Source organism: Chlamydia abortus (genome assembly GCF_002895085.1).
Lineage (GTDB): Bacteria > Chlamydiota > Chlamydiia > Chlamydiales > Chlamydiaceae > Chlamydia > Chlamydia abortus.
Map to the genome: position 1 here is coordinate 71,997 of NZ_CP024084.1, position 24,895 is coordinate 96,891.

Here is a 24,895-nt window from a genome sequence, read left to right on the forward strand (position 1 = left end):
CAAATAGCCACGAACCTGTTGTAGCCATCTTTTAAAAAATACATAGACGTGTATGTTTGTTCCCTTCTGTTTGTTCTGGGATAGGTCCCTGAAGGCAGGTTTTTTGTCGTTTAGGACAGCGATTATAGAAGACACATCCTGTTGGCGAAGGATTCTCCGAAGAGTTTTTTTGAAAGGACTGTAGTTTATGCTCAATGCTACGATTTTCTGGTAAGTCAGGTAACTGCGAATTCAGCAGCATTTGGGTATAAGGATGTTTAGGGTTTAAGAAAATATCTTCTGTGGCTCCCGATTCAACAATTTTTCCCTTATACATGATGAGGACCTCGGAGCAAAAAGATCGTACAACAGCTAAATCATGCGAAATAAACAAGTAGCTCATCTGGAGTTCTTTTTGTAATTTGGAGAGCATATTCAAAATCTGTGCTTGCATGGACAGATCTAAAGCAGAAACTACCTCATCACATATGATAAGCTTAGGCGCTCCTAGTAATGCTCGCGCTATAGATACGCGCTGTTGCTGACCTCCTGAGAGCTGATGCGGATAATGATAAAAATAATCAGCAGATAATCCTACACGTTCTAAACTCTCTCCAATGACAGAAGGGAGTTTATCTTTTGTAATGATCCGATGATGGATAAGGGCGTGACCTAAGCTATCAAAAATTGTTTTTCTAGGATTTAAAGAGGCTTTAGGATTTTGAAAAACCATACGCACGTAAGAGCGTAGCTTTTTTAAATCATGTCGAGAATGAAGCTTAATTGGCGTATTGTCGAAAGATAAATACCCAGAGGTTAACGATAGCAACCCCGAGAGGGCTAGGGCTAATGTTGTTTTCCCTGATCCTGATTCCCCAATGAGTCCGACAATCTTTCCCGAAGGTATAGAAAAAGAAATATTATCAATGGCTCGCGTTGCTATGGTTTTTTTGCGAAACCAACTGGTCCGTTTATAGTAATATTTTTTTAGTTGATTGGCTTGTACTAAGGGGTCATTCATATAACCAACACCTTACTTTATGTCCTTCTGTCACTTGCTGAGCTTCTGGAGATTCGACTTTACATTTTCCATAAGCTTTTGAGCATCTGGGGTAGTAGCAGCATCCGGAAGGCAGGGCACTGTAGTGGGGAGGCTGCCCAGGAATTGTCGTAAATGTTTCACTTTGCAATGAAGGACGAGAAGCGAGTAAATCTTGAGTATAAGGATGGCAAGGATTATGGAAAATATCCTTTACTGGAGCATACTCAGCGAGTCTCCCTGCATAGAGAACGAGTACGTCATCCGCAGTTTCGGCAACGACGCCCATGTTGTGGGTAATGATAAGCAAGGCCATGCCGAGTTTGTTCTGTAGGCCTTTGAGTAATTGTAAAATCTGGTATTGAACAGAAACATCAAGAGCTGTTGTTGGCTCATCAGCAATGAGAATTTCTGGAGAGGTAAGTAAAGCCATAGCAATGGAAACTCTTTGCAGCATCCCTCCCGAGAGCTGATGAGGATAGAGCTTTAAACAGAGTTCGGGATTATGAAATCCTGTATCTATGAGAGCTTGTATAATTTTATTTTTCCCCTCTTGAGTAGGTAGGTGTAAGTGTGTGCGGATAAGCTCTTGGAATTGTTGTTCTATTGTAAAGACAGGGTTTAATGAAGATTGAGGATTTTGAAAAATCATAGAAATCTTTGTTCCAAAGATAGAACGTAAGATACCTCGCGGAGCTTTGAATAAGTCCTTCCCATGGAACAATATTTCCCCCGATGTAGAAAATAGTGGGGAGGGTAATAATTGCATAAGCGCTTGCGCTGTTACCGATTTCCCCGAACCGGATTCGCCAATAATCGCTAAAGTCTTCCCTTTATGCAGATCAAAAGACAATGACTCAACAATAGGGTAATGTGCCCGACGTTTATGCAGACTTACCGATAGATCCTTAACTTGTAAGATAGGTGGATGAGTCATAAGTCATTTACAAGATCATTAAAGCTCGTTATTATTACGAAAAAGGTATTCTTATGCAAACCCTTGCTCGTCTGTTCGGACAGTCTCCTTTTGCCCCTCTGCAGGCACATTTAGAAGTTGTCGCATTTTGTGTTCAGCAAATGGTGCCGATCTTTACAGCTTTACGTGATGGAGATTACAAACAGGTACAAATAATCGCTAAAAGTATTTCTGATAAGGAATATCAAGCAGATTGTATAAAAAATGATATGCGGAATCATCTTCCTGTAGGCTTGTTTATGCCTATATCCCGGGCAGGGTTACTGGAAATTATTTCTATACAAGATAGTATAGCTGATGTTTCTGAGGATGTCGCTATTTTGCTTACCGTTAGAAAGCTACGTTTTTATCCGGAGTTTGAGAAGATCTTTTTTCAGTTCTTACATAAAAGTGTCGAAACTTTTGACCTGACTATGACGGTCATACAAGAATTCAATAAATTACTAGAAAGCTCTTTCGGAGGACATAAAGCTGATAAGGCACGTTTCCTAGTCAGTCGTGTGGCGAAAGCAGAACACGAGTGTGATGTCATTCAACGAGAGATCATGCAAATATTCTTTTCCGATGAATTTACCATTTCTGAAAAAGAGTTTTATTTATGGCTGCAGGTAATTAAACGCGCAGCGGGCATATCCGATAGTGCGGAGAAGCTTGCTCATCGAGTTAACATGACGCTGGAAGAAAAGTAGTATTTCATGCTTGCCTTACTCATTTTTGTTCTCTTATGTGGTTTCTATACCTCTTGGAATATAGGAGCTAACGACGTTGCCAATGCTGTTGGCCCCAGTGTAGGATCCGGAGTATTAACACTACGACAAGCTGTAGTCATTGCCGCGATTTTTGAATTTTTAGGGGCATTATTTCTAGGAGATCGTGTCGCAGGAACTATAGAAAGCCATATTGTTTCTGTTTCAGATCCTTTAATGGCTTCCGGGGATTACGTTTATGGTATGACAGGAGCCTTGTTAGCTACAGGAGTTTGGCTCCAATTGGCCTCTTATTTTGGATGGCCAGTCTCTACAACCCATTCTATAGTTGGAGCGGTAATCGGCTTTGGTCTTGTTCTCGGTAAAGGCACAGTGATTTACTGGGGATCTATAGGGGCAATTTTAGTTAGCTGGGTAATCTCTCCATTAATGGGGGGATGCATTGCGTATGCCATCTTCTCTTTTATACGTAGGAATATTCTTTATAAGAATGACCCTGTCGGAGCAATGATTCGCATAGCGCCTTTTCTTGCTGCTTTTGTCATCATCGTTTTAGGGATTATTATTGTTTGCGGAGGGATAGTCACCCGGTTGATTCCTTTACCTTGGGCGTTGGCATCAGTATTCTTAGTCGGGAGTATGGCTTATGCTATTATGTTTAAATATGTGCATACGCCGCATTGCTCTTTTATTTCTCCTTCGCCTAAATCAGGGAGTTTGCTTTGTCGTTTAAAAACATGCGGGGGAAACTATGGTAGAAAGTATCTTATCGTAGAAAGAATCTTTGCGTACTTACAAATTATTATCACATGTTTTATGGCTTTTGCTCACGGATCTAATGACGTTGCGAATGCCATAGCTCCGGTTGCTGGAGTTCTACGACACGTCTATCCCCATGTATATTCTTCCTATACGCTAATAGGTCTTATGGCGTTTGGGGGCGTGGGATTGATTATAGGGTTATCTATTTGGGGATGGCGCGTCATCGAAACCGTAGGATGTAAGATTACAGAACTCACACCTTCAAGAGGTTTTTCTGTGGGGTTAAGTTCAGCTGTTACGATTGCTTTAGCTTCAGCTATAGGTTTACCCATATCGACAACTCATGTCGTTGTCGGAGCTGTCTTAGGTATAGGCTTAGCTCGAGGTATCCATGCGATTAATTTAAATATCATTAAAGATATTATCATGTCGTGGTTTATCACTCTTCCAGCAGGAGCAATTCTCTCTATTCTATTTTTCTTTGCTTTAAGAGCGCTCTTCCAGTAAAAATAGGGAAATCATCTTAGATAGTTTCTCAAGGTATATGGATAGATTGACAGTCAGGGAACTCTCCCCAGAAGAAAAAAAGGTTTTAGTCCGTGTAGATTTTAATGTTCCTATAAAAGATGGGAAGATTCTTGATGATATCCGCATCCGTAGTGCGATGCCGACAATTCATTATCTATTACAAAAGCGCGCTGCTGTAATTTTAATGAGTCATCTGGGTCGCCCTCAAGGAAAGGGTTTCGAAGAAAAATATTCTCTCCAGCCTGTTGTGGAAGTTTTAGAGGGTTACCTAGGTCATCACGTGCCTTTAGCCCCCGATTGCGTAGGAGAAGTTGCTCGTCAGGCAGTAGCACAAATTTCTCCAGGACGCGTGTTGTTATTAGAAAATCTTCGTTTTCATCCAGGAGAAGAACATCCTGAAGAACATCCTGCTTTTGCTGCAGAACTTTCCTCCTACGGAGATTTTTATGTGAATGATGCTTTTGGAACTTCACACAGAAAACATGCCTCCGTGTACACGGTTCCTCAAGCTTTTCCAGGGCGATCTGCGGCAGGTCTTCTTATGGAAAAAGAACTCGAGTTTTTAGGACAGCACCTGTTAATTTCTCCTAAGCGTCCCTTTACTGCGATTCTTGGCGGTTCTAAAGTATCTTCAAAAATCGGCGTTATCGAAGCCTTACTCTCTCAAGTGGATAACCTACTTTTAGCAGGCGGCATGGGCTTTACTTTTTTAAAAGCATTAGGAAAATCCGTAGGGAATTCCTTAGTTGAAGAATCTGGCATAGAACTCGCACGTCGGGTTTTACACATTGCACAACAGCGTAATGTACGTATCGTTCTTCCTATAGATGTGAAGGTTGCCAAAGCCTGTACTCCCGCAGTGTCTTGGACGGAAGTCTCTATAGATCAAGGGATCCCTCAAGATCTCGAAGGCCTAGATATAGGAACAAAAACTGTTCAAGAATTTTGTAAAATCATCGATGCCTCATCCACCATATTTTGGAATGGCCCTGTTGGTGTTTATGAAGTGCCTCCTTTTGATCAGGGGTCCATGGCTATCGCTAATTGTTTAGCACGACATCCTTCTGCCATTACAGTTGTGGGAGGTGGAGATGCTGCTGCTGTTGTTGCTTTGGCCGGATGCACAGCACAAGTCTCACACGTGTCTACAGGTGGTGGTGCGTCTTTAGAATTCCTAGAGAAAGGTTTTTTACCAGGAACCGAAGTTCTGTCTCCATCACAAGAGTAAACTTTTTTAAGCTCTTATTTTTCAGACACTTCAATAAAATGGCTTTTTAATAGCATAAAGCTGAATCCAGCTTTATGCTGAAATCTTCATCAGCAATTCCTTGCTGGATGTTTCTGTTGCTATTTGTAAAAAATGAGATTTCTGACAGAAACAGCTCTCTATTTCCCCTCGTAGAATGAGAAATATCTTCCCATTGATCATGAACGTTACCTAACTCCTTGATTTAGTCGGGGTTAGGTGATTCTCAATCTCAATGTTCATCTTCTACAGCTTGTGCATGGATCAAAGTCTTAAGATGCACATTTACAAAGTTTTCGCGCTTATTTTCTAGTTTATTCGCAATTCTATTTATTATTAATTAATTATATTAATTTTGTTTCTTTTTTTAATAAAAGCATGCGCATTAATTAAAATTAATTTTAAAATTACAATTGTAAATTAGCGAAACTATTATGGAGAAAAGCTATGGGAATTAATCCAAGCGGTCGCGGCAGTAATAATAATGATCTATGGATTTCCGGAGCTCACCATCAGCACGAGGACGTACAAGATGCGGGTACAGGTCCATCCGGAGTAGTAGGGTCCCATAACATTTCTACCAAAAATAATACCCATGAAAGCTCGAGCTTTTTATCAAGAATCGCGTCTGCTGTACGGAGTTTCTTCGCTGGTATATTTGGTGATTCTTCCTCAAGAGCCAATTCTCGCGCCTCTACTCCTACACCATCCCCAACGAGTAGTCGCCGGTTTTCTGAGGATTCTTTCGGCTCATGTATGGATGTCAGTGGCGAGGAAGTGGATACACGGAGTGTCTCATCTTTTAGCAGTGTGGAGTCGAGTAGTGAAAAGAGCTTTAGTTCTTTGGATAGCGCAAGATCGACAGAGGGTGCGGCTAGAGGATTACAAAAGAAAGGTTATACTCCAGGAATTAAAGTCGATATTCCCAAGGTGCCAGATCTCGCTTCAGGGCCAAAGCGTCCTAATACGCCACCGCCACCACCACCAACTTCTCCATCTGTAAAAACATCGCCGCGAGGTGTGAGTCCTTCTTCCTCACTCACGAAATCCAACACATCTTCAGTTGCTTCAGGAAGTAGTGCTACACGACCTCTCAAACGTAAAGCTCCTCAACCTCCATCAGAAGGACCAACACAACCAAAATTACAACGTCGGGGCAGTACGTCTTCTATGTCTAGCATAGACTCTAATGACTCAACCGCGAGCAGGACCTCTCAAGAAATTTCCTCTGGAATAGCAGATAAATTAAAAGCGGAACTAGAAGCGCACCACAAGACAAAACAAGAACAATTAGCAAAGTTGTCCGACCAAATTAAAGAACGCTGGACAAATCACGAAGCACAGGAGCCAATAGCGTACAAACTTGCCTGTTTACAGACAGTAACATCTAGGTTGGGCCAAGCACGCCTAGAGGCACAAAAAGAAATAAGTGTCTTGCGACCCGGAACTAGTGAATACCCCTTAAATACTGCTATTTCGTTATCTCGATCTATATGGGACCTGGGAGAGAAAGAACAAAGACAAGATGGAGAATCTGTACTCCTTCCGGTATTGGTACGTATGGGTTTAGAAGGGCCGAAGTTAGGTCCTGACGAGGATTTTGTTAATTATGTTGATCAGATTATAAGTGAGTACGGAGAGCCAGAGGAAACGTATAACTGGCAAGGCACTTTGCAATCTCTAGCTCGTGATTTAAATTCTCTAAGAGAGACTAACCCTAACGGTATGAAAAAGTTTTGGTCTTCGTTTGCCGGTAAGGGAGAAATCACTATGAGAATGATAGCGAATAGATTTGCCTCTGCGAATGTTGGGAAATACGATCCTAATTCAGTTCGAGTAGAGCGCCGTTGGAATACAGGAGCTCTAGATCTTATGAATTTTTTAAGCTCAGAAGCTTATGTAAAAACAGCTTCGATCTTAGCTTATGACGCTTTGAGTGTGTCAGAGGATTAAGTAAGGATTCGCTATGGGAGCACCAATTTCAGGTGGTGGAGGCGTAGAACCTCCTTGGAAAGATCTATTCACAGATAAGGAATTTTCAGTAGAAGGTGAGGGGGAAGATCTTGATTTAGAAGAGCGTATCTCCGACCACGTAGGTTCTATATTAGACGAACAGTATGCCGAACACGGTATCCCCGAAGCGAATGCTTCCGAAGGCATGAATAGTGACTTGCAAGGCAGGGTACAGTCAGAAACTCAAGAGGGATTTTTTAGAAATATACTATCTAGAATTCGTCAAGCAGTGCACAGGCTATGGTATACTAGATTAGGCACACCTCGTTTTTCGAGAGGTCGGTCTTTTTCTAAAAGTTACGTGGCACTGTTTAATGAAACAGAATTGCCGGAAGAAGCTATCAAGGAAGCTAAAGCTGCCCCCGAAACTACCGCAGGATGTTGCGCGTCCATAAGACAATTTTTCTTAAAAATTTTTGAGAAAATGTGCTTCAGTATCTGCAGAAAACAAGCAGAATCTTCTATTGATTTTTGTGGTGTAGATCCCGAAGGACCAGAAGTCACTGTGGCGTTGGCCTTGATGTTGCGTATGGCTTGTAAATGGTCTGCAGAAAAAGAAATCTTCTATAAATCAGGAAATACTACCTATAGTTCCTTAACAGCATTGGGAATAGCCCCTATGGCAAGCGCTGTGGAAGCCGGGGTGATCGTATCGTCTTTTCACGATATTATGAAAGGAGAGCAGGTGCTAGACCCCCTAGCTACAGTTCGAGGCATCACAAAACTATCTACTCTGCCCTATAATGAGAAAGTCAAGTGCAAAGAGGCTATAGAAACATTGGCGCAAGCTGATGCGGCTTCTGATTACACACTTGTTTTGGATTTAACCTCTCGCCTCGATGTACTCGCCAGTCAAGGATATGAAGAAACAGTCATAGTCAGACAAATTCTAGCTTCTTTGCGTTACACTCATACAACGTTAATGGGAGAATATCTCAACTTATGGACAAGTGATACCGAACATATGGATCAGGACATTCCTATCATCAATTATGATTTGGTAAGCAATATTGTTGAAGCGAATCTACCTTCTTTAGAAGAGGATTACCGAGGTAATCCTAGAGAATATGAGCAAAAACTTAACGATATGATACGCAACTTTTTCTTTTCTTATCAAACAAAGTAAGGGAAAAGACATAGATGATATTGGAATGCATCCTAGAAAATCTTCAGGCGTAGACCAACAGCTCTAGGGAATCTATTTTCTTCGAATAAAAATAATGCAATAATATTCCCTCTAGAGAATAAGCAAGAAAAACGTTAGGACCTTGTTCTCCTATGATGTTAGATTTGCGATTTTCTACAGACTATTACTTGCGCGTTCTCGAACTAGCTATTCGTGATGAGTCTCGGATTCTTGTTTATAATAAAAAACACCATCTTTTAGAAACTTGGCCTATACATACCGTTCTTTCTCCCGATCAGGACGCTATGAAAGAGACAATCCAAAAAGTTATTCAAGAGCTTTTTTCCCGTTCAGTAATTTCGTACGCTCTGTCAGGAAGACTCCTTTCTATTATCGATATGCGCCTGCGTCAGGAACTACCTTACACTCGTATTCTCTACAAAATATTTCGCAAAGATACTTTCACAAGAAAAACGAGCGTCATCCAAAAGCTCCTGAAGCTAAAGAATATCATTTTCTTAGAACGCCAACGCCCTTTAAATAAAGTTTCCAATGTAGCAAGTTCCGTATTTGCAAAAGAGAAAACAAATTTTTCTTCCTGGGAAGATTTTACCCATGATGTAGAAATCCATGCCGAGAGTGCTGATGCGCACTTGTCTGTAAAAGAGATCATAACTGCAGAGTCTTCTTCTCAAGTGATTATGGAAGCTTTAATGACATTTTTAGAGAGCCAGGCAATGTATCTTCCCTTAAGCTTAGAACTGCTAGATCAATTCGTTGCTGAGAAAGCTATTCCTTTGCAGACTTTGTCAGAAAAAAGTTTCGCCTTATTGTCAGAACTAAAAAATCTCTATACACTCAGTCGAGAAGATTTCCAAGCAGTCATCGGTGGGGTGATCACCAACTCTCTTTCTGCTATGTTGACGAACTCCTTGGTAGGTTCTCTATTATTCACTCCACAGGGGAAAGCTATGGTGAACACCTGGCAAGAAGTCGCGGAATTTTCCCCGAAGGAAGCAAACGCTGCTCAAGGATTTCTTGCAGAAATCCTTCGGCGTATCATATCAGAAGATCTAAAAACTGCTGCCGCCATTGTCAATGAAGCAACTCCAGAACAAATCGGGAGAATGTATAGCATTCGTGACTATAGTCCCGGACTCTGGTTGAAAATGCTGCAGATGCTTCTGATGCGCTGGCTTTTAGATTTCGATGAAAAGGTCTATTCTTTATTGAAAAAAAGTATTAACTATTACACTCCAGAACCGTCGTTTTGGCAGCAAATCTTGTGTATATTTAAAAAATTCTAATATTTTTTATTCTGTTATAGAGATGGTTCTCTACTTTGGAGAGGTAAGTACTCTAGTTATTTTTTCTTTTACAGTTTTTTCAAAGGAAAATAACGCACAACCCTGTATACTTTTCTCCACGGTTCCTTTTCGTCTACATCATTTATACACACTACTCAATGAGCTGTATACCACACCGATTGGTGAGGTTAACCGTGTAGCTCTGTATTTTAAACAACACCGTTCTTTAGGCTTTAAAGATCGTCAGTGGATCAGTGCTCGTGTCTTTGCTATTCTTCGTCATCGGCGGCTGTTAGAAGCTCTGATTCAACGAGATAATCAGGAGATCACTCCAGAAACTTTAGTGACAAGTAGAAGAAGGAGCTTTAGATGATATTGAAAAGTATCATGATCTTCCTTGGCCGGTAAAGTTTCTGTATCTGATGATCTTGCTGCATGTTTGACAGAAGATTATGGCCAAGAACGTGCTAAAGAACTCTCGGAGATTTTTCTTAAGGAAGCTCCTTGTACGATTCGTGTAAACACACGAAGAACCTCTGTGGAAGATCTACAAAAGAGTTTAGAATATCCTAGCGAGCCAGGATCCGTACCCGGTGCATTGCGTTTTGCTAAGCGTTATCCTTTGCAGCATAGCGCAGCATTCCATCGGGGTTTATTTGAAGTCCAAGATGAATCTTCACAGAAAATCACTCTAGATATTCCGATAAGCAAAAAGGATCGTATTTTAGATTTTTGTGCCGGAGCTGGTGGGAAAAGTCTGATTTTTGCTGAGAGGGCGCATCATGTTGTTTTACACGATAGCCGAAAGGAGATTTTGGAAGAGGCAAAACAGCGTTTACGTAGAGCAGGAGTGAGAAATTTCTCTATAGGCGAACAACATCTCAGAAAAAATAGCTTCTCTATTGTAGTTGTTGATGCTCCGTTTACAGGAACAGGGGTATACCGTCGTCATCCGGAAAAGAAAAGTCAGTTTTCTAAGAAACTACTCACTACATTCTCCTATGTACAAAGAAAGATCCTTAGAGATGCTGTACGTTATGTCAAACCTGGAGGCAAGCTTGTCTATATTACCTGTTCTCTATTGTCCGAAGAAAACGAAAAGCAAGTCGCTTTTATGAACTCTTTGGGGTGGGAAGAAATACATCGTATGCACACCACCCTTGCGCCAGAAAGCGGAGACGGCTTTTTTTCGGCTCACTTTGTTCGTAAGCGCAGCAAAGTTGCTGTATAGGGTGACGCGCTTATCCCGCATTCATAGTGAGTACCATAACTCTATGCTTGATAACGACGAGCAATAAGTCATGACATTCTCCTGATGCCTCGGGAAACTTATCAAATTGCAACAAAATATGCAGAAGATTTAACGGATCATTCCAAATTTCAGGTCGCTTTAATGCAAGAATTACCTGTTTTAGAAAGTGCATATGTTGTTCTTCTCGCACTACTTTTGGATCTTTCCAAAAATACCAAGAAGATGATTCTCGAGCCTCGTTTTTAGAAATACATAACGTCGTAGGTACTGGAATCTCGGCATTTTCCTCCGCAGCTCCGACTCTAGGTAGAAAGATAAAAGCAAGTAAGCCGCAAACGAGGTATGTATACATGGTATCCCTTGTTATTACAATTCTATACCTGAGTAGTTTATGCAAAGATCAGGTTTTTCATAAGCTAAAAGAAAGAGTTATACTATAGATAATATCGAGAGGATTTGCGTCGATGTACTCGAGTTTTTCTGTAGTAAAGCAGGACGAGTGTGAGAACAATATACGTTCTATATGAAGTAATGATACGCTTAGTATACAAACGGATTTTTTGTCCCACAGAGGGATGAAGGGTATCAGAGGCATATAAAGGTTCAGCGCGGACCCTTTCCCCAGCAACATTGCGAAATACCCAATGCCCTAGAAGATCTCCTTTCTGTATAGGGAGTTTTGTTGCATGAGGAACAAAAGAGACGGTTTTAGGCTCTTCACCTTCAGAAGCATAGAAATCATAGTAAACCCCATCAGGTAGAGGAATCGAAATTTTTCCTAAGAGGCCGAGACGTAGGGGATATGTTTCTGTAGGGGGGATGAGGTACTTGCGTAGCGGTTGTTCATTGAAAACGCCTTCGCATAAAGCGATCACATCCTCATAAAGTTCGCTCATAGCAGAGTAACCAGCAGCTATAGTGATAATAGATCGACCATGTTTTTTCGCCGCAAAGACGAGGTTTCTCCCTGCATCTTTTGTTGTTCCTGTTTTTCCCCCTAAAGCAGGAGGATAGTAATACGTAGATCCCGGCAGAATCAGCTTATTTGTAAGATGGAGAATTCTCTCTTCGCTGAGATTCGTAGGAGCCATTGTGTAATTGGTAGTGCGGATAACCTGACGGAATAACGGTTCTTTTAATCCCTCACGCATAATACGTATTAAATCACCCGCTGTTGTGTAGTGGTCGGGGTGATGCAGACCATGAGGATTATTAAAATGGGTATGGTCACAACCCAGTTCCCTCAAGAATTGATTGAGTTGCTTCATAAACTCTGCAACAGATCCTGAGCAAGCTATAGCGAGAGCATTAGCAGCATCATTGGCTGAGCAAATCAATAACGCATGGAAGAGATCCCAGCCGGATACTTCTTCTTTATTTTGTAGTTGTATGGTTACACCATCAGTCTCTAGCCAATGCGGAGGACTGCGGTATCCTGATTGTTTTTTCGCTTGAGGAGTGATCGAAGCAATGGCGTCCGGCTTTACGATAATAAAGCGATTTAAAACATCAGGGTGTTTTTTCAGGATAAATAGTGCGGTCGCGATCTTGGTCATGCTCGCAGGATAGATTCTTTTATCTAGATCCTTAGCATACAGTACTTTACCTGTTTCTGTATGGACAACCGCCACGGCATTTCCTCGTGTTTCAGGAAATACTATTTGTCCATGCACAGGATGTGTAAATAATCCCGCCAGGAAAGGAAGCAATGCAAATGTAAAAAAAACTCTTATCATCTTAGGGGTTTTGATAGCTTGTCACTTAGATAGGAATCTTCAAGCGAGCCCGAGAAAGCTCTTGACGCCTCTTAAAATAAAGAATTACCATAAATGAAGGGAAAACGTTATGAGTTTGGATTTTTTAGAGGATTTTTACCGTCGTTCTATTTGTAACAAAGAAACGGCGTTTCCTGAGGGCTTTATGGATATAGCCGATGTCCTATCTCATTCTACGTCTGAACTTAAAATGGACTCTATTAGAGAGCTTCCTATGAGTAATTTCATCATTGCAGAATCCGCAGATAAACTCACTTTATTTAATGCAGATTTTGCTGTTTGGTTAGTTCCAGAGCTAGTCCAAGGAGAGCCCGTCACTCGAGGGTATATTGCTTTATACCATTCTAAAGGGACTATACTCCAGAAATGGCATTTCAGGCTTCCGGAGAGTATAACCAATCCACTTTGATTCTTGAAGCACTTCAGATATACCTGCAGGATATAAAAGATACTGAAAGTATGCTGCGCTCTTTCCGTTTTCATCAAGATTGACTAAGTATTATGGATTTTTAGATGTACGATATTGACATCCCCGTGTCTTTCATACTGAAATTCATCCACCGAGTTTTTTGCTAAGAAAATGCCTAACCCACCGAGTTTTCGTTGATCTAAAGGTAAGTGATCTTGAATATCAATCGTGGCAGTTAAAGGATTAAAAGAAGGGCCGTGATCTTTAATTGTGACATGCAAGGCGTCTTTATCTCCATTGCAACAGATGATTATAGATCCTGGAGTGGGCGCCTCTTGGTATGCATAGGAGATGATATTAACTAGTAACTCTTCACAAGCTAATTCTAATTTTAACAGCTTTTCTTTTGGGAATGTTTTTAGTTGTTCTGTCCCTTTAACGAAGTCTAGCATATTGTGAAGTTCACTAAGGAGTGCCGGGAAGACTGCTTCTCCATCAGAAGAGGTCATAATATACCTGTTGAACTATAGTCTCGGCTAGATGAGCGTACAGCACACGCCAGGCGCTCTTAATAGCCTCATTATGCATTTCAAATTGACCTAAGGCAAACTGATGAGCATTCACTACGCCTAAATCAGGTTCAAAATCAAAAGAGACTGATTTTTTTGCTATACAGTCATCGACTATGACTTGTCTCGAGTGTCTGTCAATAAGTTGTACTTTCGCAGACAAGGATAAGCGCCCCTCGCTAGAAACAATAAAATGTCTTAGGGTTTTATCACCAATTTTATTTGGAGCATACGTAAAACCTGTATTCTCGTCAACCTCATTCAAGAGCTGCACTTTGAGCAAATAGCGAGCGCAACTCTCTCCATTGCGCACAGGGAGAGAGCGCTTGCCTAGCTCATACAGGAGAGCTGATGTCAATTGCCCCAGAGAGTCCTTATCGATAGGAGAAAGATAAATACCTTCAGAGAGTATTGAGCGTCCTAAATCTGATAAAGTACCTGAAGAACGTAAAATAGTATACCCAGAGCAAGAAGATAGCCCTAAACCGGACAAACAAGAAAACAGCAAAAAAAGCACAATACGCATAGGAAATATCTTAAAACTAAGAAGAATGCTTTGTTATCCTATTGAGTCGCTTATGACACTTAGCTACTAAAGATGACTCAGGATAGTTTTCTATGGCAGTAGTATAATAGATACTCGCTGCATGAGGCTTCTTCTTTTTCTCGTAAAATCTTCCTGTAGAGTATAGTCCTAACGCATAACGCTCACACATAGAGCGTACATTCGCAGAAACAACGCTATTTAAAGGATGATTCGGGTGCTGCTTGGCTATAGCCTCTTCATTAATCTTTGCAAGGTTTAAATATTGCAAGTTATGGGGTTCTTTTTGTGCCTGCATAAGATAAATTTCTGAAAGACGCACAAAAGATTTTGGAGATAGAGGATGAGCAGAGAATTGTAACGTTAGCTTCTTAAATGTCTTAATCGCTTCGGGAAAATCCTTTTTAGTAACAAGAAGGTCCCCTTTAAGATACAAAGCCTGAGCTCCTAAATCTTTATTAGGAAAAGCCGTGAGGATCTCGTCATAAATACGTAAAGCATCTGCGTCAGCATTCGCAAGTTTAGGAAACCCTTCTAAAAGGAATATGCGCTTACGTTTTCCTTGAGCGAAGCTCTTGGCTATAGAATATTTCATTAAAAATAATTCTTCAGAGTAATTAGCGTCAGGAAGTTGTAAATATGCGGAAAACGCTTTTTCAGCTAAGTCTGGTTGATCATTTTTAAAGTAACAAACTCCCGTTAAGTATAAAGCTTCAGAATATAACGGATCTTGGGGGAAGTGGTGTGTAATCATGCCAAAGCAAAGAAGAGCTTTGCGATAACGTTGCTGTTCTAAATAGCGCTTTCCTTCGGAAAGATATTCTTGCGTAGAGTACTTAGGTGTAAACTTTTGAGGAGATAATTTGCCAGAAAAAGGCTCAAAAGAAATCGGTCTGGCATAGCAGCCAGAAGATAAAAGTAGTAAAAAAACAACAAACTGTAAAACAGATTTCATAAATCCGGCATGACGCTACAACAACAAAATGTTATCATAGAAAAGAAAAAGAGAATTTGTCAAATCCGTTGTTTTTGTTTTATTTACAAAATATAATTTTTTTGTTTGATAAAACATTTTTTTATTTAGTAAAATAAATAAAAAGGTTTTTTATGAAAAAGTTAGTTTTGTACTTTGGTACTTTTGTTGCATCTCTTTTTTGTGGAGTTTTTTTGTGGGATCATGTGCCTTGTGCACATAAAGCCATGCAAGTAACCGCACATTATAGCGTAGATGTTTTTGAAAAGAGCTGCCGGTTTGTTCGCAAGGTGTCTGGATTTGAGAAGTTACGAGTTTTTGAGAGAAAATTTTCTCCAGAGCAAGTATTAACTTTCTTCCCTGAACATCAAGAGGGGAAGGCTACTGTAGAGTTGATTTTTGTCCCTCATACACTGATGCACGTGCGTTTTTCTCGAGAAGATGTGGTTAAGAAAACCATGGTGAGCCAGGAAGGAGCTATCCTTTGGAACTTGGCAAATGGGGAAATGGTCCTGAATACCGGGACATGGAGTTGTTCTAAAGGATTTAGAGAGTGCTTGATGCTAAAAGCTGGCAAGCAAGACGTCAATGTTATGCAAGCTTTAGCAAATTTGGGAGGAGCAGCGTCTAAGGAGTCTTTAACTCACGCTTTGTCTATGAAAAATATCCGCGCAGATAAAGTCATCCGCGCCTGTCAAAAAAAGAAATTGATTTTCTCTATGGGAAGTCAAATAGGGAGTCATTTCCAACAACTTCAACCAATTAAAGGTTGTACAACAACGATCCAGTCGTCTCCAGTATGGCTAAGAAGACCTCGAGGGTCCTCTATTGTATCCCCACAGTTTTCAGAAGATCGTGTAAGTCACCTTGTTGAAATGATTTTCGGCGATAATTTCCTGATATTAGATAAGGTGACTGTTTACGTGCCTGTGTATAAGGTGTCACTGGTTGCTGCAGATAATAGCGTCCGCATAGAGTATGTTCATGCCGTTACAGGTAAGCCATTTCAGGATATTTAAACAGCAATGAATCGCACGGGAAGTTGGGAATTTTCCAAATCTTTTTGCAGACCGCTCGTATCTTCAGAGACAAAATAATCTGCGTCCGGAGAGATCGTGGCGACACGTTCATTGTTTTTGGTAAAAACTAGAGAGAGAGTGCGAGATCCAGGATATTTGCGAATGATTTGTTTTAACGTACACAAATGGCTGTGGCGGAGTTGCTCAAGATCTAAAGATAGCTTAACTATGGGAGCCTGAGACCTGTGATCAGTAGATTTGGACATGGTTGACGTTTTCCCCTGATTCGTGTCTTTATTAGTTTCTAAATTTAAATACGACATTTTCTGCATTTGACTTTTGATTTTATCAAACATATCGTCGCATTCTTGAATGAGATCTTCATTAATCAGAGACAGGTCTCTCATCCATCGGCAAGACAAGCGTAAAGATTCGCTACGTTTATCGATAGATAAAATAGCGTAAATTAAACGATCTTCTTCTAGAAGATCTTGCTGCTCAGCATACATTTCTGGCCATATCGGCAGTTCATAAGAATCTACGCCATCGTTAACACGTAATAAAGCAAATTTTCTTTGGCCTTTTGAGGAAATCCGTGTCGTTACCTTATCAATAATAAATATTGTGCGAATTACCGCTCCGTGAGGGAGATTTGCAAATTCTCCAGGACTGACCACCGAAAGTCGAGGTAAAATATCTTTCACAGCATCCATAGGGTGCTCTGTAAGGTAGATCCCTAAAAGTTCTTTTTCTTTCTTAAGAATATCTTTTTTTGATCTACGGACAACATTCGTAGCGGGAGTTAAGGGGATAGGATGTTTTTGGTGCATAGCATTTAAAGAAAAGAACGTCATGACACCAGTAGCCGCCTCTTTCTTTTCTTTAGATATACTATCGTATAGCGATTCTAAAGTTGCTTGAGCCACGTCTCTATCTGGTTCAAAAACATCAAAACATCCTGCATCAATTAAGTTTTCTGTGTGTTTTTTCGTAACTTTTTTTAAATCAGAGCGTTGAATAAAATCTCGAATACTTTGATAAGGACCGTGTTTCTCTCTCTCTTCTATAATACTTTCTACAAGGCCTTTCCCTATACCTCGAATGGCTCCCATAGCAAAACGAATGCCCTTATCTGTAGCCACAAAATCTGTTCCTGATTCATTGATATCAGGAGGAAGGATACAGATATCCATGCTATGCGCTTCATGGATCAGTTTCCCTATCTTTTCAATATCGTCAGAATCGCTAGTAAGAAGAGCTGCTAACCACTCTTTAGGATAGTTTGCTTTCAGATATGCAGTTGTATAGGTGATTAACCCATAAGCAGCCGCATGAGATTTATTAAATCCATAGGAAGCAAACTTTTCCATTTTATCAAAAATCGTCGTTGCTAGCTCAGCATCAATACCATTTTTGCGTGCTCGTTCACAAAATCTTGTGCGCTCTTTAAGCATTTGATCGATGTCTTTTTTACCCATAGCACGACGGAGGACGTCACCTTCTCCTAAGGAATAGCTTGCTAAAGAGCCTGCAATTTGCATAACTTGCTCTTGATACACCATAATCCCATAGGTTTCTTTGAGAATGCTCTCCATCAAAGGATGGTCGTATTCTATGATCTCTTTTCCGTGTTTTCGATTGATGAATGAGGGAATCATGTCCATAGGACCTGGACGATACAAAGCGCCTATCGCTATGATTTCTTCAAAAGAATCAGGACGGAGATTTTTTGCTAATTCCTGCATGCCTTTGGATTCCATTTGGAATATACCCATAGTCTTCCCTTGATGCAAAAGAGCAAACGTCGTTTTGTCATCTAGGGGCAGCGATGCCATTTCTAATAACTTTCCAGTTTTCTTTTCGATGGCACGCATGGCTATGTGGATACTAGTTAAGGTTTTTAATCCTAAAAAGTCGACTTTAAGCATGCCTACACTTTCCACCGGCTTCATGGAAAATTGTGTAGTGATCATCGTAGAGTCTTTAGAAATACAAATGGGTATATGATTCGTTAGGCGATCTCCACAAATGATCACTCCAGCAGCATGAACTCCGGTATTGCGGATAGATCCCTCTAGACGCATGGCCATGTCGATAACTTGAGCGGCTTCAGCATCATTGGTATACAATTCGTTTAGGTGAGGGTCGGTTTCTAAGGCTTTTGCTAATGTAGTATTCAGCTCAGGAATATGCTTGGCAATGTGATTGACCTTGGAAAGGGGAACATCTAAAGTTCTCCCCACATCTTTTACAGCCATTTTGGCTTTCATAGTGCCAAAAGTAATAATCTGGGCAACGTTATCTTTCCCATGACGTTCTATTGCATAGTTAATGACGCGTTCACGTCCCGCCATACAAATATCAATATCGATATCAGGATAGGATAACCTTTCTGGGTTAATGAATCTCTCAAAGAATAAGTCAAAACGAATAGGTTCTATTTCTGTGATTCCCAAGAGGAATAACATAACGGAACCTGCTCCTGACCCACGACCAGGACCTACAGGAATACCATTATCTTTTGCCCAATAGATAATATCCCAAACGATAAGCAGGTAGTCACACATCCCTTTAGGAATGATGATAGACATTTCCATTTCCAAGCGTTCTTTGACTAATTCTAAAGGATCACGATCGGGGAACTTTTTCGAGATATGAGCAAGCTTCTCTGGAGTGTATTTTGTAGATAAGCCTTTCTCACAGAGTTCTCGAAGAAAAGCTGCAGAAGCTGCGTAACGCTCTTCTTCAGTATAGTTTTGCTTACTTTTTAGGAACTCAGGAACATAAATAGGGTAGTGTTTGCTTGAAAGATTTAAATGTAGGTTACACTTATCAGCAACTTCTAAGGTATTTGTGATCGTTTCAGGATGATCGGCAAATAACCTTGCCATTTCTTCAGGAGATTTAAAATAATATTCTCTACTCCGGAAGGTTTTTCTCTTGGGGTTGGGGATATAGGTATTTTGCTTTGCTATCCTTATAGTTTCTCCTAGTTGGACATTGAGGAGAATCTCATGAGCTAACCAATCGTCAGCATGAATATAGTGAATATCGTTTGTCGCTACCGAGCGAATTCCTAAACGTTTACTTGCATCTAATACAGCTTGATTTACCTTTGTTTGGGAATCAATAAACTGGTAATACTCGTGTTTCAACCATTCTTCACCCAGAGAAGCGATTTTTTCCTCGGACATTTTATGCAGTTGGATTTCACTGTAAAAATCTTCCCCGAATAAATTTTGATACCAGCGGAGATCCTTTTCTAGAGCCTCTTCTGATTCTAATGCAGCTTGTGCTACAGAACTCGAAAGGCACGCGGATAAACAAATTAACCCTTCAGCATGTTGGCTAAGCAGCTCCCTGTCTATTCTAGGAAAATAATAAAACCCCTCAGTAAAAGCTAAGGAAGATAATAGACAAAGATTACGATAACCTAGTTCATTTTTACACAACAGAATGAGGTGATGGGCAACCCGGCTTTTTTTCTCTTTCTTTTTATCAAAACGTGATGAGGGAGCGACGTAGACTTCACAGCCAATAATTGGCTTAATATCGTTTTGTTGGCACTCTTTGTAAAACTCAATCGCTCCGTAGAGATTCCCGTGGTCTGTTAACGCTAGGGAAGGAATTTGATACTCTTTTGCTTTTGCTACAAAGCTCTTAATAGAGCTTGTAGCATCTAGAATGGAGTATTGAGAATGACAGTGAAGAGGTATCCAAGTCACAAGTAGCCCTCGTGTCAACCCGCGTTATTTTCTAGTTTGTAAACTTCTCTCTGAGGCATTCCATGTAGGAAGGAACAAAACCAAAGCTATTAAAGCGCAACCCAGAAGGGCAATAAAGAAACCTCTCCAGCCCCAATCTTGAGCTATTTTTCCTAACGGATAACCTGCAAACGCTGCTCCAAAATACGCAAACCATCCTGCAAAGCCGCTAGCCGTACCTGCAGCTTTTTTATGTGATAGTTCAGCAGCTGCTAACCCTATCATCATTTGAGGACCAAACAAGAAAAAGCCAATAACAAAAAGAAGGGAGCCATCTAACCACCACATATCTTGATTACGGCTGTACCACATGCCTAAAATGGAGAATAGCAATCCTAAAGAAAATACAACATTCATAGGACCGCGTTTGCCTTTGGAAATTTTATCAGATAACCATCCAGCAATTAACATGCCAAAAAGTCCGCCAATCTCAAATAGAGAAACACAGAAATTGGCTTTAACAGCTACGTAACGCTTTGTTTCAATCAAGAATAAAGCGCTCCAATCATTGACGGCCATACGGACAACATAAATGAAAAATGAAGCAAAGGACAATAACCAGATCCATTTGTTTTTCAACACATAAGTAAAGAGGATTTCTCTAGTAGAAAGCTCTTTTTCTGCTTCTTCTTCTAAAATATCTACAGTGGTTTCTTCGTGTTTTTGAGATTCCTGTTTTTTTCGGAATTTTTCAATGGAAGGAAGACCTAGGGATTGTGGCGTATCACGAAGGCGATTAATTAAAACTAATCCCATGAGAATACAGAGTATACCGGGGACAAACATCGCCCCGCGCCAACCACAACAATCAATAGCAAATCCTGTGAGAATAGGAATTAATGCCCCACCAATATTGTGCGAAGTGCTCCACACACTCCACCATGTTCCTCTTTCAGATTTCGAATACCAGTGAGTGAGTAAACGGGCACATGGAGGCCAGCCCCAGCCTTGAAACCAACCGTTAAGCCCCCACCATAATGCAAATAACAAGATCGAGGAAGACATTCCGAAGAAGATATTAGTGAATCCTGTAACAATTAAACCCAGCGCCATAAAATAACGAGGATTGGACTGGTCAGATATCACACCACTAACAAATTTGCTCACACCGTAACTGATGTATAAAGTACTTCCGATGATCCCCAGTTGCGCTTTATCAAAGCCAAGATCTGTCATTAGTGTGGGCATGGCAAAGGTAAAACTCTTCCTTGTGAAATAATAGAAGACATACCCTATAAACATGCTATAGAAGATGCGGATTCTCCAATACTTGTATTGTTTTTTGACTAATTCTGGATCATCAAGTTCTTTAATGTGCTTGGGAGGCTGAAAGAATTTGGTCCAAATATTCATTATAAGCTCTCATATTTAAATATTTAATATAGTTTCAGTAGAATAGAGAAGACCTGAGGTTAGCATATGAGCAATGAAAAAACAAGAAGGTAATAACATCTTGTAGTACCTGTAAACATTGATTAATTGTAGTTTTCAGTCACTTATTTTAGTATAGATTGATGTATGTAATAATATTGAAGTTTGCTTTAGCGTATTTGATCTTCGTCGTTGGAAGATAGAGCCTTAGCTCCAAGAGTCTCGTTATGAAGAGAATGAGTGTCGTATTTATCAGTGTATTTTTAGCCCCCATTGGCACTGGAGACAATAAAGAAGTGCGTTCTTATGAGACAAAAATTTGGAAAAAAATATTACACACATATGTTGGCGAATATGAGTTTCCTCGTCAAGAGGTCTTAGAACCTCTATTCGGTGAATCTTTTGACTCTCATATAGGAAGGGTTTAATTTTGCTCTTTATCCGAATTTTGGATATTCTACTCTTAAAGTTGTTCAATTAAATTAAAGACATACGGTGAAAGTAGCTTTGCCCAAAGGGGTGTTCGATATATTCCCTTACATTACGGATGCGAAACATATGTGGAGACACACTTCTCTATGGCATCGGGTCGAGGATGTGATTCATGACGTATGTGGTCTATACGGGTTTTCAGAAATTCGTACGCCTGTTTTCGAAAAGTCGGAAGTGTTTTTGCATGTCGGGGAACAAAGTGACATTGTAAAAAAAGAAATGTATACCTTTCTGGATAAGAAAGGGCGGTCATTGACACTGCGTCCTGAAGGAACCGCTCCCATAGTGCGCTCGTTCATAGATAATTCTATGAACCAACGTGATGACAATAAATTTTATTATATTCTGCCTATGTTCCGTTATGAAAGGCAGCAGTCAGGAAGGTACCGTCAGCATCATCAGTTTGGGGTAGAAGCTATAGGGGTGCGTCATCCTCTCCGTGATGCGGAAATCCTTGCTTTACTTTGGCATTTTTATTCTGCTGTGGGTTTGCAGCACATGCAAGTGCAATTGAACTTTTTAGGTGGGGAGGTTACACGCAAACGCTACGATAAGATTTTGCGAGAATACTTCCTTGATCATTTAAGTTCTTTATCTTTGCTAAGTAAAGAACGATTTAATACAAATTTATTGAGGATATTGGATTCCAAAGAGCCAGAAGATCAAGAGATTATCCAATCCGCACCCCCGATTCTTGACTATGTTTCTGATGATGATCGTAAATATTTTGATGAAATTCTTTCTGCTTTAGATGCTTTAAACATTGCCTATGATATTAACCCCAGGCTTGTGCGTGGTTTAGATTACTATACGGATCTAGTTTTTGAAGCGATCACAACATGTAGAGATCATTCCTATGCTTTGGGAGGAGGAGGGCGCTATGACGGCCTGATTGCTTCTTCTGGAGGGCCAGCCACTCCCGCTTGTGGTTTTGGCATTGGTTTAGAGAGGGTGATTCAGACTTTATTGGCGCAAGGGAATTTCACACCGCTATCCTCTCACAAATTGCGTTTGATCCCGGTGGAGTCGCAGGCCGACTCTTTTTGTTTTGTTTGGGCACAGCATTTACGTAGTTTAGGAATCCCTACAGAAGTGGATTGGACGCATAAAAAATTAAAAAATGCTTTAAAAATAGCAGATGCGGAGAAAGCCACTTTTGTCTGTCCCGTGGGAGAAAGAGAGTTGGTTTCAGAGCAATTGACAGTGAAGAATATGTCTTTGCGCCAAGAGTTCTCTGGTTCAAAGCAAGAGGTAGAGCAAAGGTTGCTATATGAAATACAGAACACATCGTTGTAATGAATTATCCCTAAGCAATGTAGGAGAACGTGTCCGTTTATCTGGATGGGTACATCGTTATCGTAATCACGGGGGAGTCGTTTTTATAGACTTACGAGATCGTTTTGGAATCACACAGATCGTGTGTCGTGAGGACGAAAAACCTGAATTACACCAGTTAGTGGATTCTGTACGTTCGGAGTGGGTTTTATCCATAGAGGGAACGGTATGCCGACGTTTGGAAGGCATGGAAAATGCGAACTTAGCCACAGGGGAGATTGAGGTAGATATTGAAAAAGTCGATATCTTATCGAAAGCCAAAAACCTCCCTTTTTCTATATCAGATGATCATATTCACGTTAATGAAGAATTGCGCCTAGAGTATCGTTATCTTGATATGCGTAGAGGTCAAATTTTAGATCGATTGGTCCATCGTCATAAAGTGATGATGGCTTGTCGTCAGTATATGGATAAACAGGGTTTTACCGAGGTAGTTACGCCAATTTTAGGTAAATCTACTCCCGAAGGAGCTCGGGATTATCTTGTCCCTTCTAGAATATATCCGGGAAGTTTTTATGCTTTGCCACAGTCGCCACAATTGTTTAAACAAATTCTTATGGTGGGAGGGCTCGACCGGTATTTCCAAATAGCCACGTGTTTTAGAGATGAAGATCTTCGAGCCGACCGTCAGCCTGAATTTGCTCAGATTGATATTGAAATGAGTTTCGGTACCCCCAATGATCTTTTCCCTATCATTGAACAGTTAGTAGTAGAGATGTTTGCTGTTCAAGGGATTAAAATAGATCTTCCCTTGCCGAGAATGACCTATCAAGAAGCTAAAGATTTATACGGTACAGATAAACCAGATCTTCGATTTGGTTTGCAGCTTCATGATTGTCGGGAACATGCCAAAGAGTTTTCATTCTCCATATTTTTAGATCAGCTTGCTCAAGGAGGCACAATAAAAGGTTTTTGTGTGCCTGGCGGAGCGGATATGTCTCGTAAGCAGCTGGATGTTTATACAGAATTTGTTAAGCGTTACGGTGCTATGGGGTTGGTTTGGATTAAAAAACAAGAGAGTGGCATCGCTTCTAATGTAGCGAAATTTGCTTCTGAAGCTGTGTTCCAAGCCATGTTTGCTGATTTCGGAGCTCAAAATAATGATATCCTACTGTTGATAGCAGCTCCAGAAGATGTGGCCAATCAATCTTTAGATCATTTGCGTAGATTGATAGCTAAAGAGCGCAACTTCTACAATGAAGCGCAATACAACTTTGTTTGGATTACAGATTTTCCTTTATTTGCTAAAGAAGATGGGAAAATATGCTCAGAGCATCATCCATTCACCTCACCCTTAGATGAGGATATTCCTTTATTGGATAAAGATCCTTTATCGGTACGATCTTCCAGTTATGACTTAGTTCTTAACGGATACGAAATCGCTTCAGGGTCACAACGTATTCATAACGCAGATTTGCAAAATAAAATATTTTCTATTTTAGAGTTATCACCAGAGAGTATAAAAGAAAAGTTCGACTTCTTTATCGATGCCCTAAGTTTTGGGACGCCGCCACATTTAGGAATTGCTTTAGGTTTAGATCGTATTATGATGGTATTGACGGGGGCAGAAGGTATTAGAGAAGTCATAGCTTTCCCAAAAACTCAGAAAGCCGCGGATTTAATGATGGATGCTCCTGCGGAAATTATGACTTCCCAATTAAAAGAGCTAAGTATTAAGGTAACTTCTTAAATAATTTTATACCTATTTT

At 40.4% G+C, this 24,895-nt stretch carries 19 protein-coding genes and 2 pseudogenes; 12 read left to right on the top strand and 9 right to left on the bottom strand.

Going from position 1 to position 24,895, the window contains the following annotated elements:
* Positions 1 to 31: 31 nt before the first annotated feature.
* On the bottom strand, positions 32 to 1,000 hold the full coding sequence (locus tag CHAB577_RS00325) for an oligopeptide/dipeptide ABC transporter ATP-binding protein (protein ID WP_011096802.1): 969 nt from the start codon (positions 998 to 1,000) through the stop codon (positions 32 to 34).
* A complete protein-coding gene (locus CHAB577_RS00330; RefSeq protein ID WP_011096803.1) occupies positions 993 to 1,955 on the bottom strand; it encodes an ABC transporter ATP-binding protein in 963 nt (320 codons plus the stop codon). Before CHAB577_RS00330 ends, CHAB577_RS00325 begins: the two co-directional genes overlap by 8 nt.
* Before the next feature lie 53 nt (positions 1,956 to 2,008).
* On the opposite strand from CHAB577_RS00330, the gene CHAB577_RS00335 reads away from it, so the two are divergent.
* The 7 genes and pseudogenes from CHAB577_RS00335 to CHAB577_RS00365 all read left to right on the top strand — a co-directional run bounded on the left by CHAB577_RS00335 (position 2,009) and on the right by CHAB577_RS00365 (position 10,914).
* Positions 2,009 to 2,683 (top strand): TIGR00153 family protein, encoded by a 675-nt coding sequence (locus tag CHAB577_RS00335; protein WP_006343735.1) that lies wholly within the window; start codon positions 2,009 to 2,011, stop codon positions 2,681 to 2,683.
* Positions 2,684 to 2,689: 6 nt separating this feature from the next.
* Positions 2,690 to 3,970: an inorganic phosphate transporter gene (locus tag CHAB577_RS00340; RefSeq protein WP_011096804.1), complete on the top strand. Its 1,281-nt coding sequence runs from the start codon at positions 2,690 to 2,692 to the stop codon at positions 3,968 to 3,970.
* Positions 3,971 to 4,007: 37 nt separating this feature from the next.
* Positions 4,008 to 5,219 (top strand): phosphoglycerate kinase, encoded by a 1,212-nt coding sequence (locus CHAB577_RS00345; RefSeq protein ID WP_011096805.1) that lies wholly within the window; start codon positions 4,008 to 4,010, stop codon positions 5,217 to 5,219.
* 465 nt (positions 5,220 to 5,684) lie between these two features.
* Positions 5,685 to 7,190, top strand: coding sequence for a SemD/SinC family type III secretion system effector (gene semD, locus CHAB577_RS00350; RefSeq protein ID WP_011096806.1), 1,506 nt, complete (start codon positions 5,685 to 5,687; stop codon positions 7,188 to 7,190).
* Positions 7,191 to 7,203: 13 nt separating this feature from the next.
* Positions 7,204 to 8,376: a TmeB family type III secretion system effector gene (locus CHAB577_RS00355; protein WP_011096807.1), complete on the top strand. Its 1,173-nt coding sequence runs from the start codon at positions 7,204 to 7,206 to the stop codon at positions 8,374 to 8,376.
* A gap of 152 nt (positions 8,377 to 8,528) precedes the next feature.
* The gene (locus CHAB577_RS00360) at positions 8,529 to 9,683 is read left to right on the top strand and encodes a hypothetical protein (RefSeq protein WP_011096808.1); all 1,155 of its coding nucleotides are present in this window, start codon (positions 8,529 to 8,531) and stop codon (positions 9,681 to 9,683) included.
* Positions 9,684 to 9,705: 22 nt separating this feature from the next.
* Positions 9,706 to 10,914, top strand: a pseudogene (locus tag CHAB577_RS00365) (RsmB/NOP family class I SAM-dependent RNA methyltransferase).
* A 10-nt stretch (positions 10,915 to 10,924) separates the two neighbouring features.
* On the opposite strand, the gene CHAB577_RS00370 reads toward CHAB577_RS00365, so the two are convergent.
* Positions 10,925 to 11,287 (bottom strand): hypothetical protein, encoded by a 363-nt coding sequence (locus CHAB577_RS00370; RefSeq protein WP_011096809.1) that lies wholly within the window; start codon positions 11,285 to 11,287, stop codon positions 10,925 to 10,927.
* Between the two features lie 82 nt (positions 11,288 to 11,369).
* Entirely contained in the window at positions 11,370 to 12,671 is a 1,302-nt protein-coding gene (locus tag CHAB577_RS00375; protein WP_086393200.1) for a D-alanyl-D-alanine carboxypeptidase family protein, read from the bottom strand.
* Between the two features lie 109 nt (positions 12,672 to 12,780).
* On the opposite strand from CHAB577_RS00375, the pseudogene CHAB577_RS00380 reads away from it, so the two are divergent.
* Positions 12,781 to 13,202 (top strand): annotated as a pseudogene (locus CHAB577_RS00380) (hypothetical protein).
* Here CHAB577_RS00380 and CHAB577_RS00385 read toward each other — a convergent pair.
* The 3 genes from CHAB577_RS00385 to CHAB577_RS00395 are packed head-to-tail and all read right to left on the bottom strand — an operon-like array spanning position 13,203 to position 15,187.
* Complete coding sequence (locus tag CHAB577_RS00385; RefSeq protein WP_006343743.1) at positions 13,203 to 13,628, bottom strand: ATP-binding protein; 426 nt, start codon at positions 13,626 to 13,628, stop codon at positions 13,203 to 13,205.
* Positions 13,615 to 14,214: an LPS assembly lipoprotein LptE gene (locus tag CHAB577_RS00390; protein ID WP_011096811.1), complete on the bottom strand. Its 600-nt coding sequence runs from the start codon at positions 14,212 to 14,214 to the stop codon at positions 13,615 to 13,617. Before CHAB577_RS00390 ends, CHAB577_RS00385 begins: the two co-directional genes overlap by 14 nt.
* Positions 14,215 to 14,230: 16 nt before the next feature.
* Positions 14,231 to 15,187: a tetratricopeptide repeat protein gene (locus CHAB577_RS00395; RefSeq protein ID WP_011096812.1), complete on the bottom strand. Its 957-nt coding sequence runs from the start codon at positions 15,185 to 15,187 to the stop codon at positions 14,231 to 14,233.
* Between the two features lie 152 nt (positions 15,188 to 15,339).
* Here CHAB577_RS00395 and CHAB577_RS00400 point away from each other — a divergent pair, with 152 nt between their 5' ends.
* Positions 15,340 to 16,224: a hypothetical protein gene (locus CHAB577_RS00400; protein ID WP_011096813.1), complete on the top strand. Its 885-nt coding sequence runs from the start codon at positions 15,340 to 15,342 to the stop codon at positions 16,222 to 16,224.
* On the opposite strand, the gene dnaE is transcribed toward CHAB577_RS00400, so the two are convergent.
* Positions 16,221 to 19,949, bottom strand: a complete 3,729-nt coding sequence (dnaE, locus tag CHAB577_RS00405; protein ID WP_041461301.1) for a DNA polymerase III subunit alpha — start codon at positions 19,947 to 19,949, stop codon at positions 16,221 to 16,223. The genes CHAB577_RS00400 and dnaE overlap by 4 nt on opposite strands.
* 24 nt (positions 19,950 to 19,973) lie before the next feature.
* A complete protein-coding gene (gene pgtP / locus CHAB577_RS00410) occupies positions 19,974 to 21,341 on the bottom strand; it encodes an MFS transporter (protein ID WP_011096815.1) in 1,368 nt (455 codons plus the stop codon).
* A gap of 245 nt (positions 21,342 to 21,586) precedes the next feature.
* Between pgtP and CHAB577_RS00415 the strand changes: the two genes are divergently transcribed.
* The 3 genes from CHAB577_RS00415 to aspS all read left to right on the top strand — a co-directional run bounded on the left by CHAB577_RS00415 (position 21,587) and on the right by aspS (position 24,876).
* Complete coding sequence (locus CHAB577_RS00415; RefSeq protein WP_011096816.1) at positions 21,587 to 21,787, top strand: hypothetical protein; 201 nt, start codon at positions 21,587 to 21,589, stop codon at positions 21,785 to 21,787.
* Positions 21,788 to 21,854: 67 nt separating this feature from the next.
* On the top strand, positions 21,855 to 23,147 hold the full coding sequence (gene hisS / locus CHAB577_RS00420) for a histidine--tRNA ligase (RefSeq protein ID WP_011096817.1): 1,293 nt from the start codon (positions 21,855 to 21,857) through the stop codon (positions 23,145 to 23,147).
* On the top strand, positions 23,122 to 24,876 hold the full coding sequence (aspS, locus tag CHAB577_RS00425; protein ID WP_011096818.1) for an aspartate--tRNA ligase: 1,755 nt from the start codon (positions 23,122 to 23,124) through the stop codon (positions 24,874 to 24,876). The genes hisS and aspS overlap by 26 nt, the downstream gene beginning before the upstream one ends.
* Positions 24,877 to 24,895 lie beyond the last annotated feature (19 nt).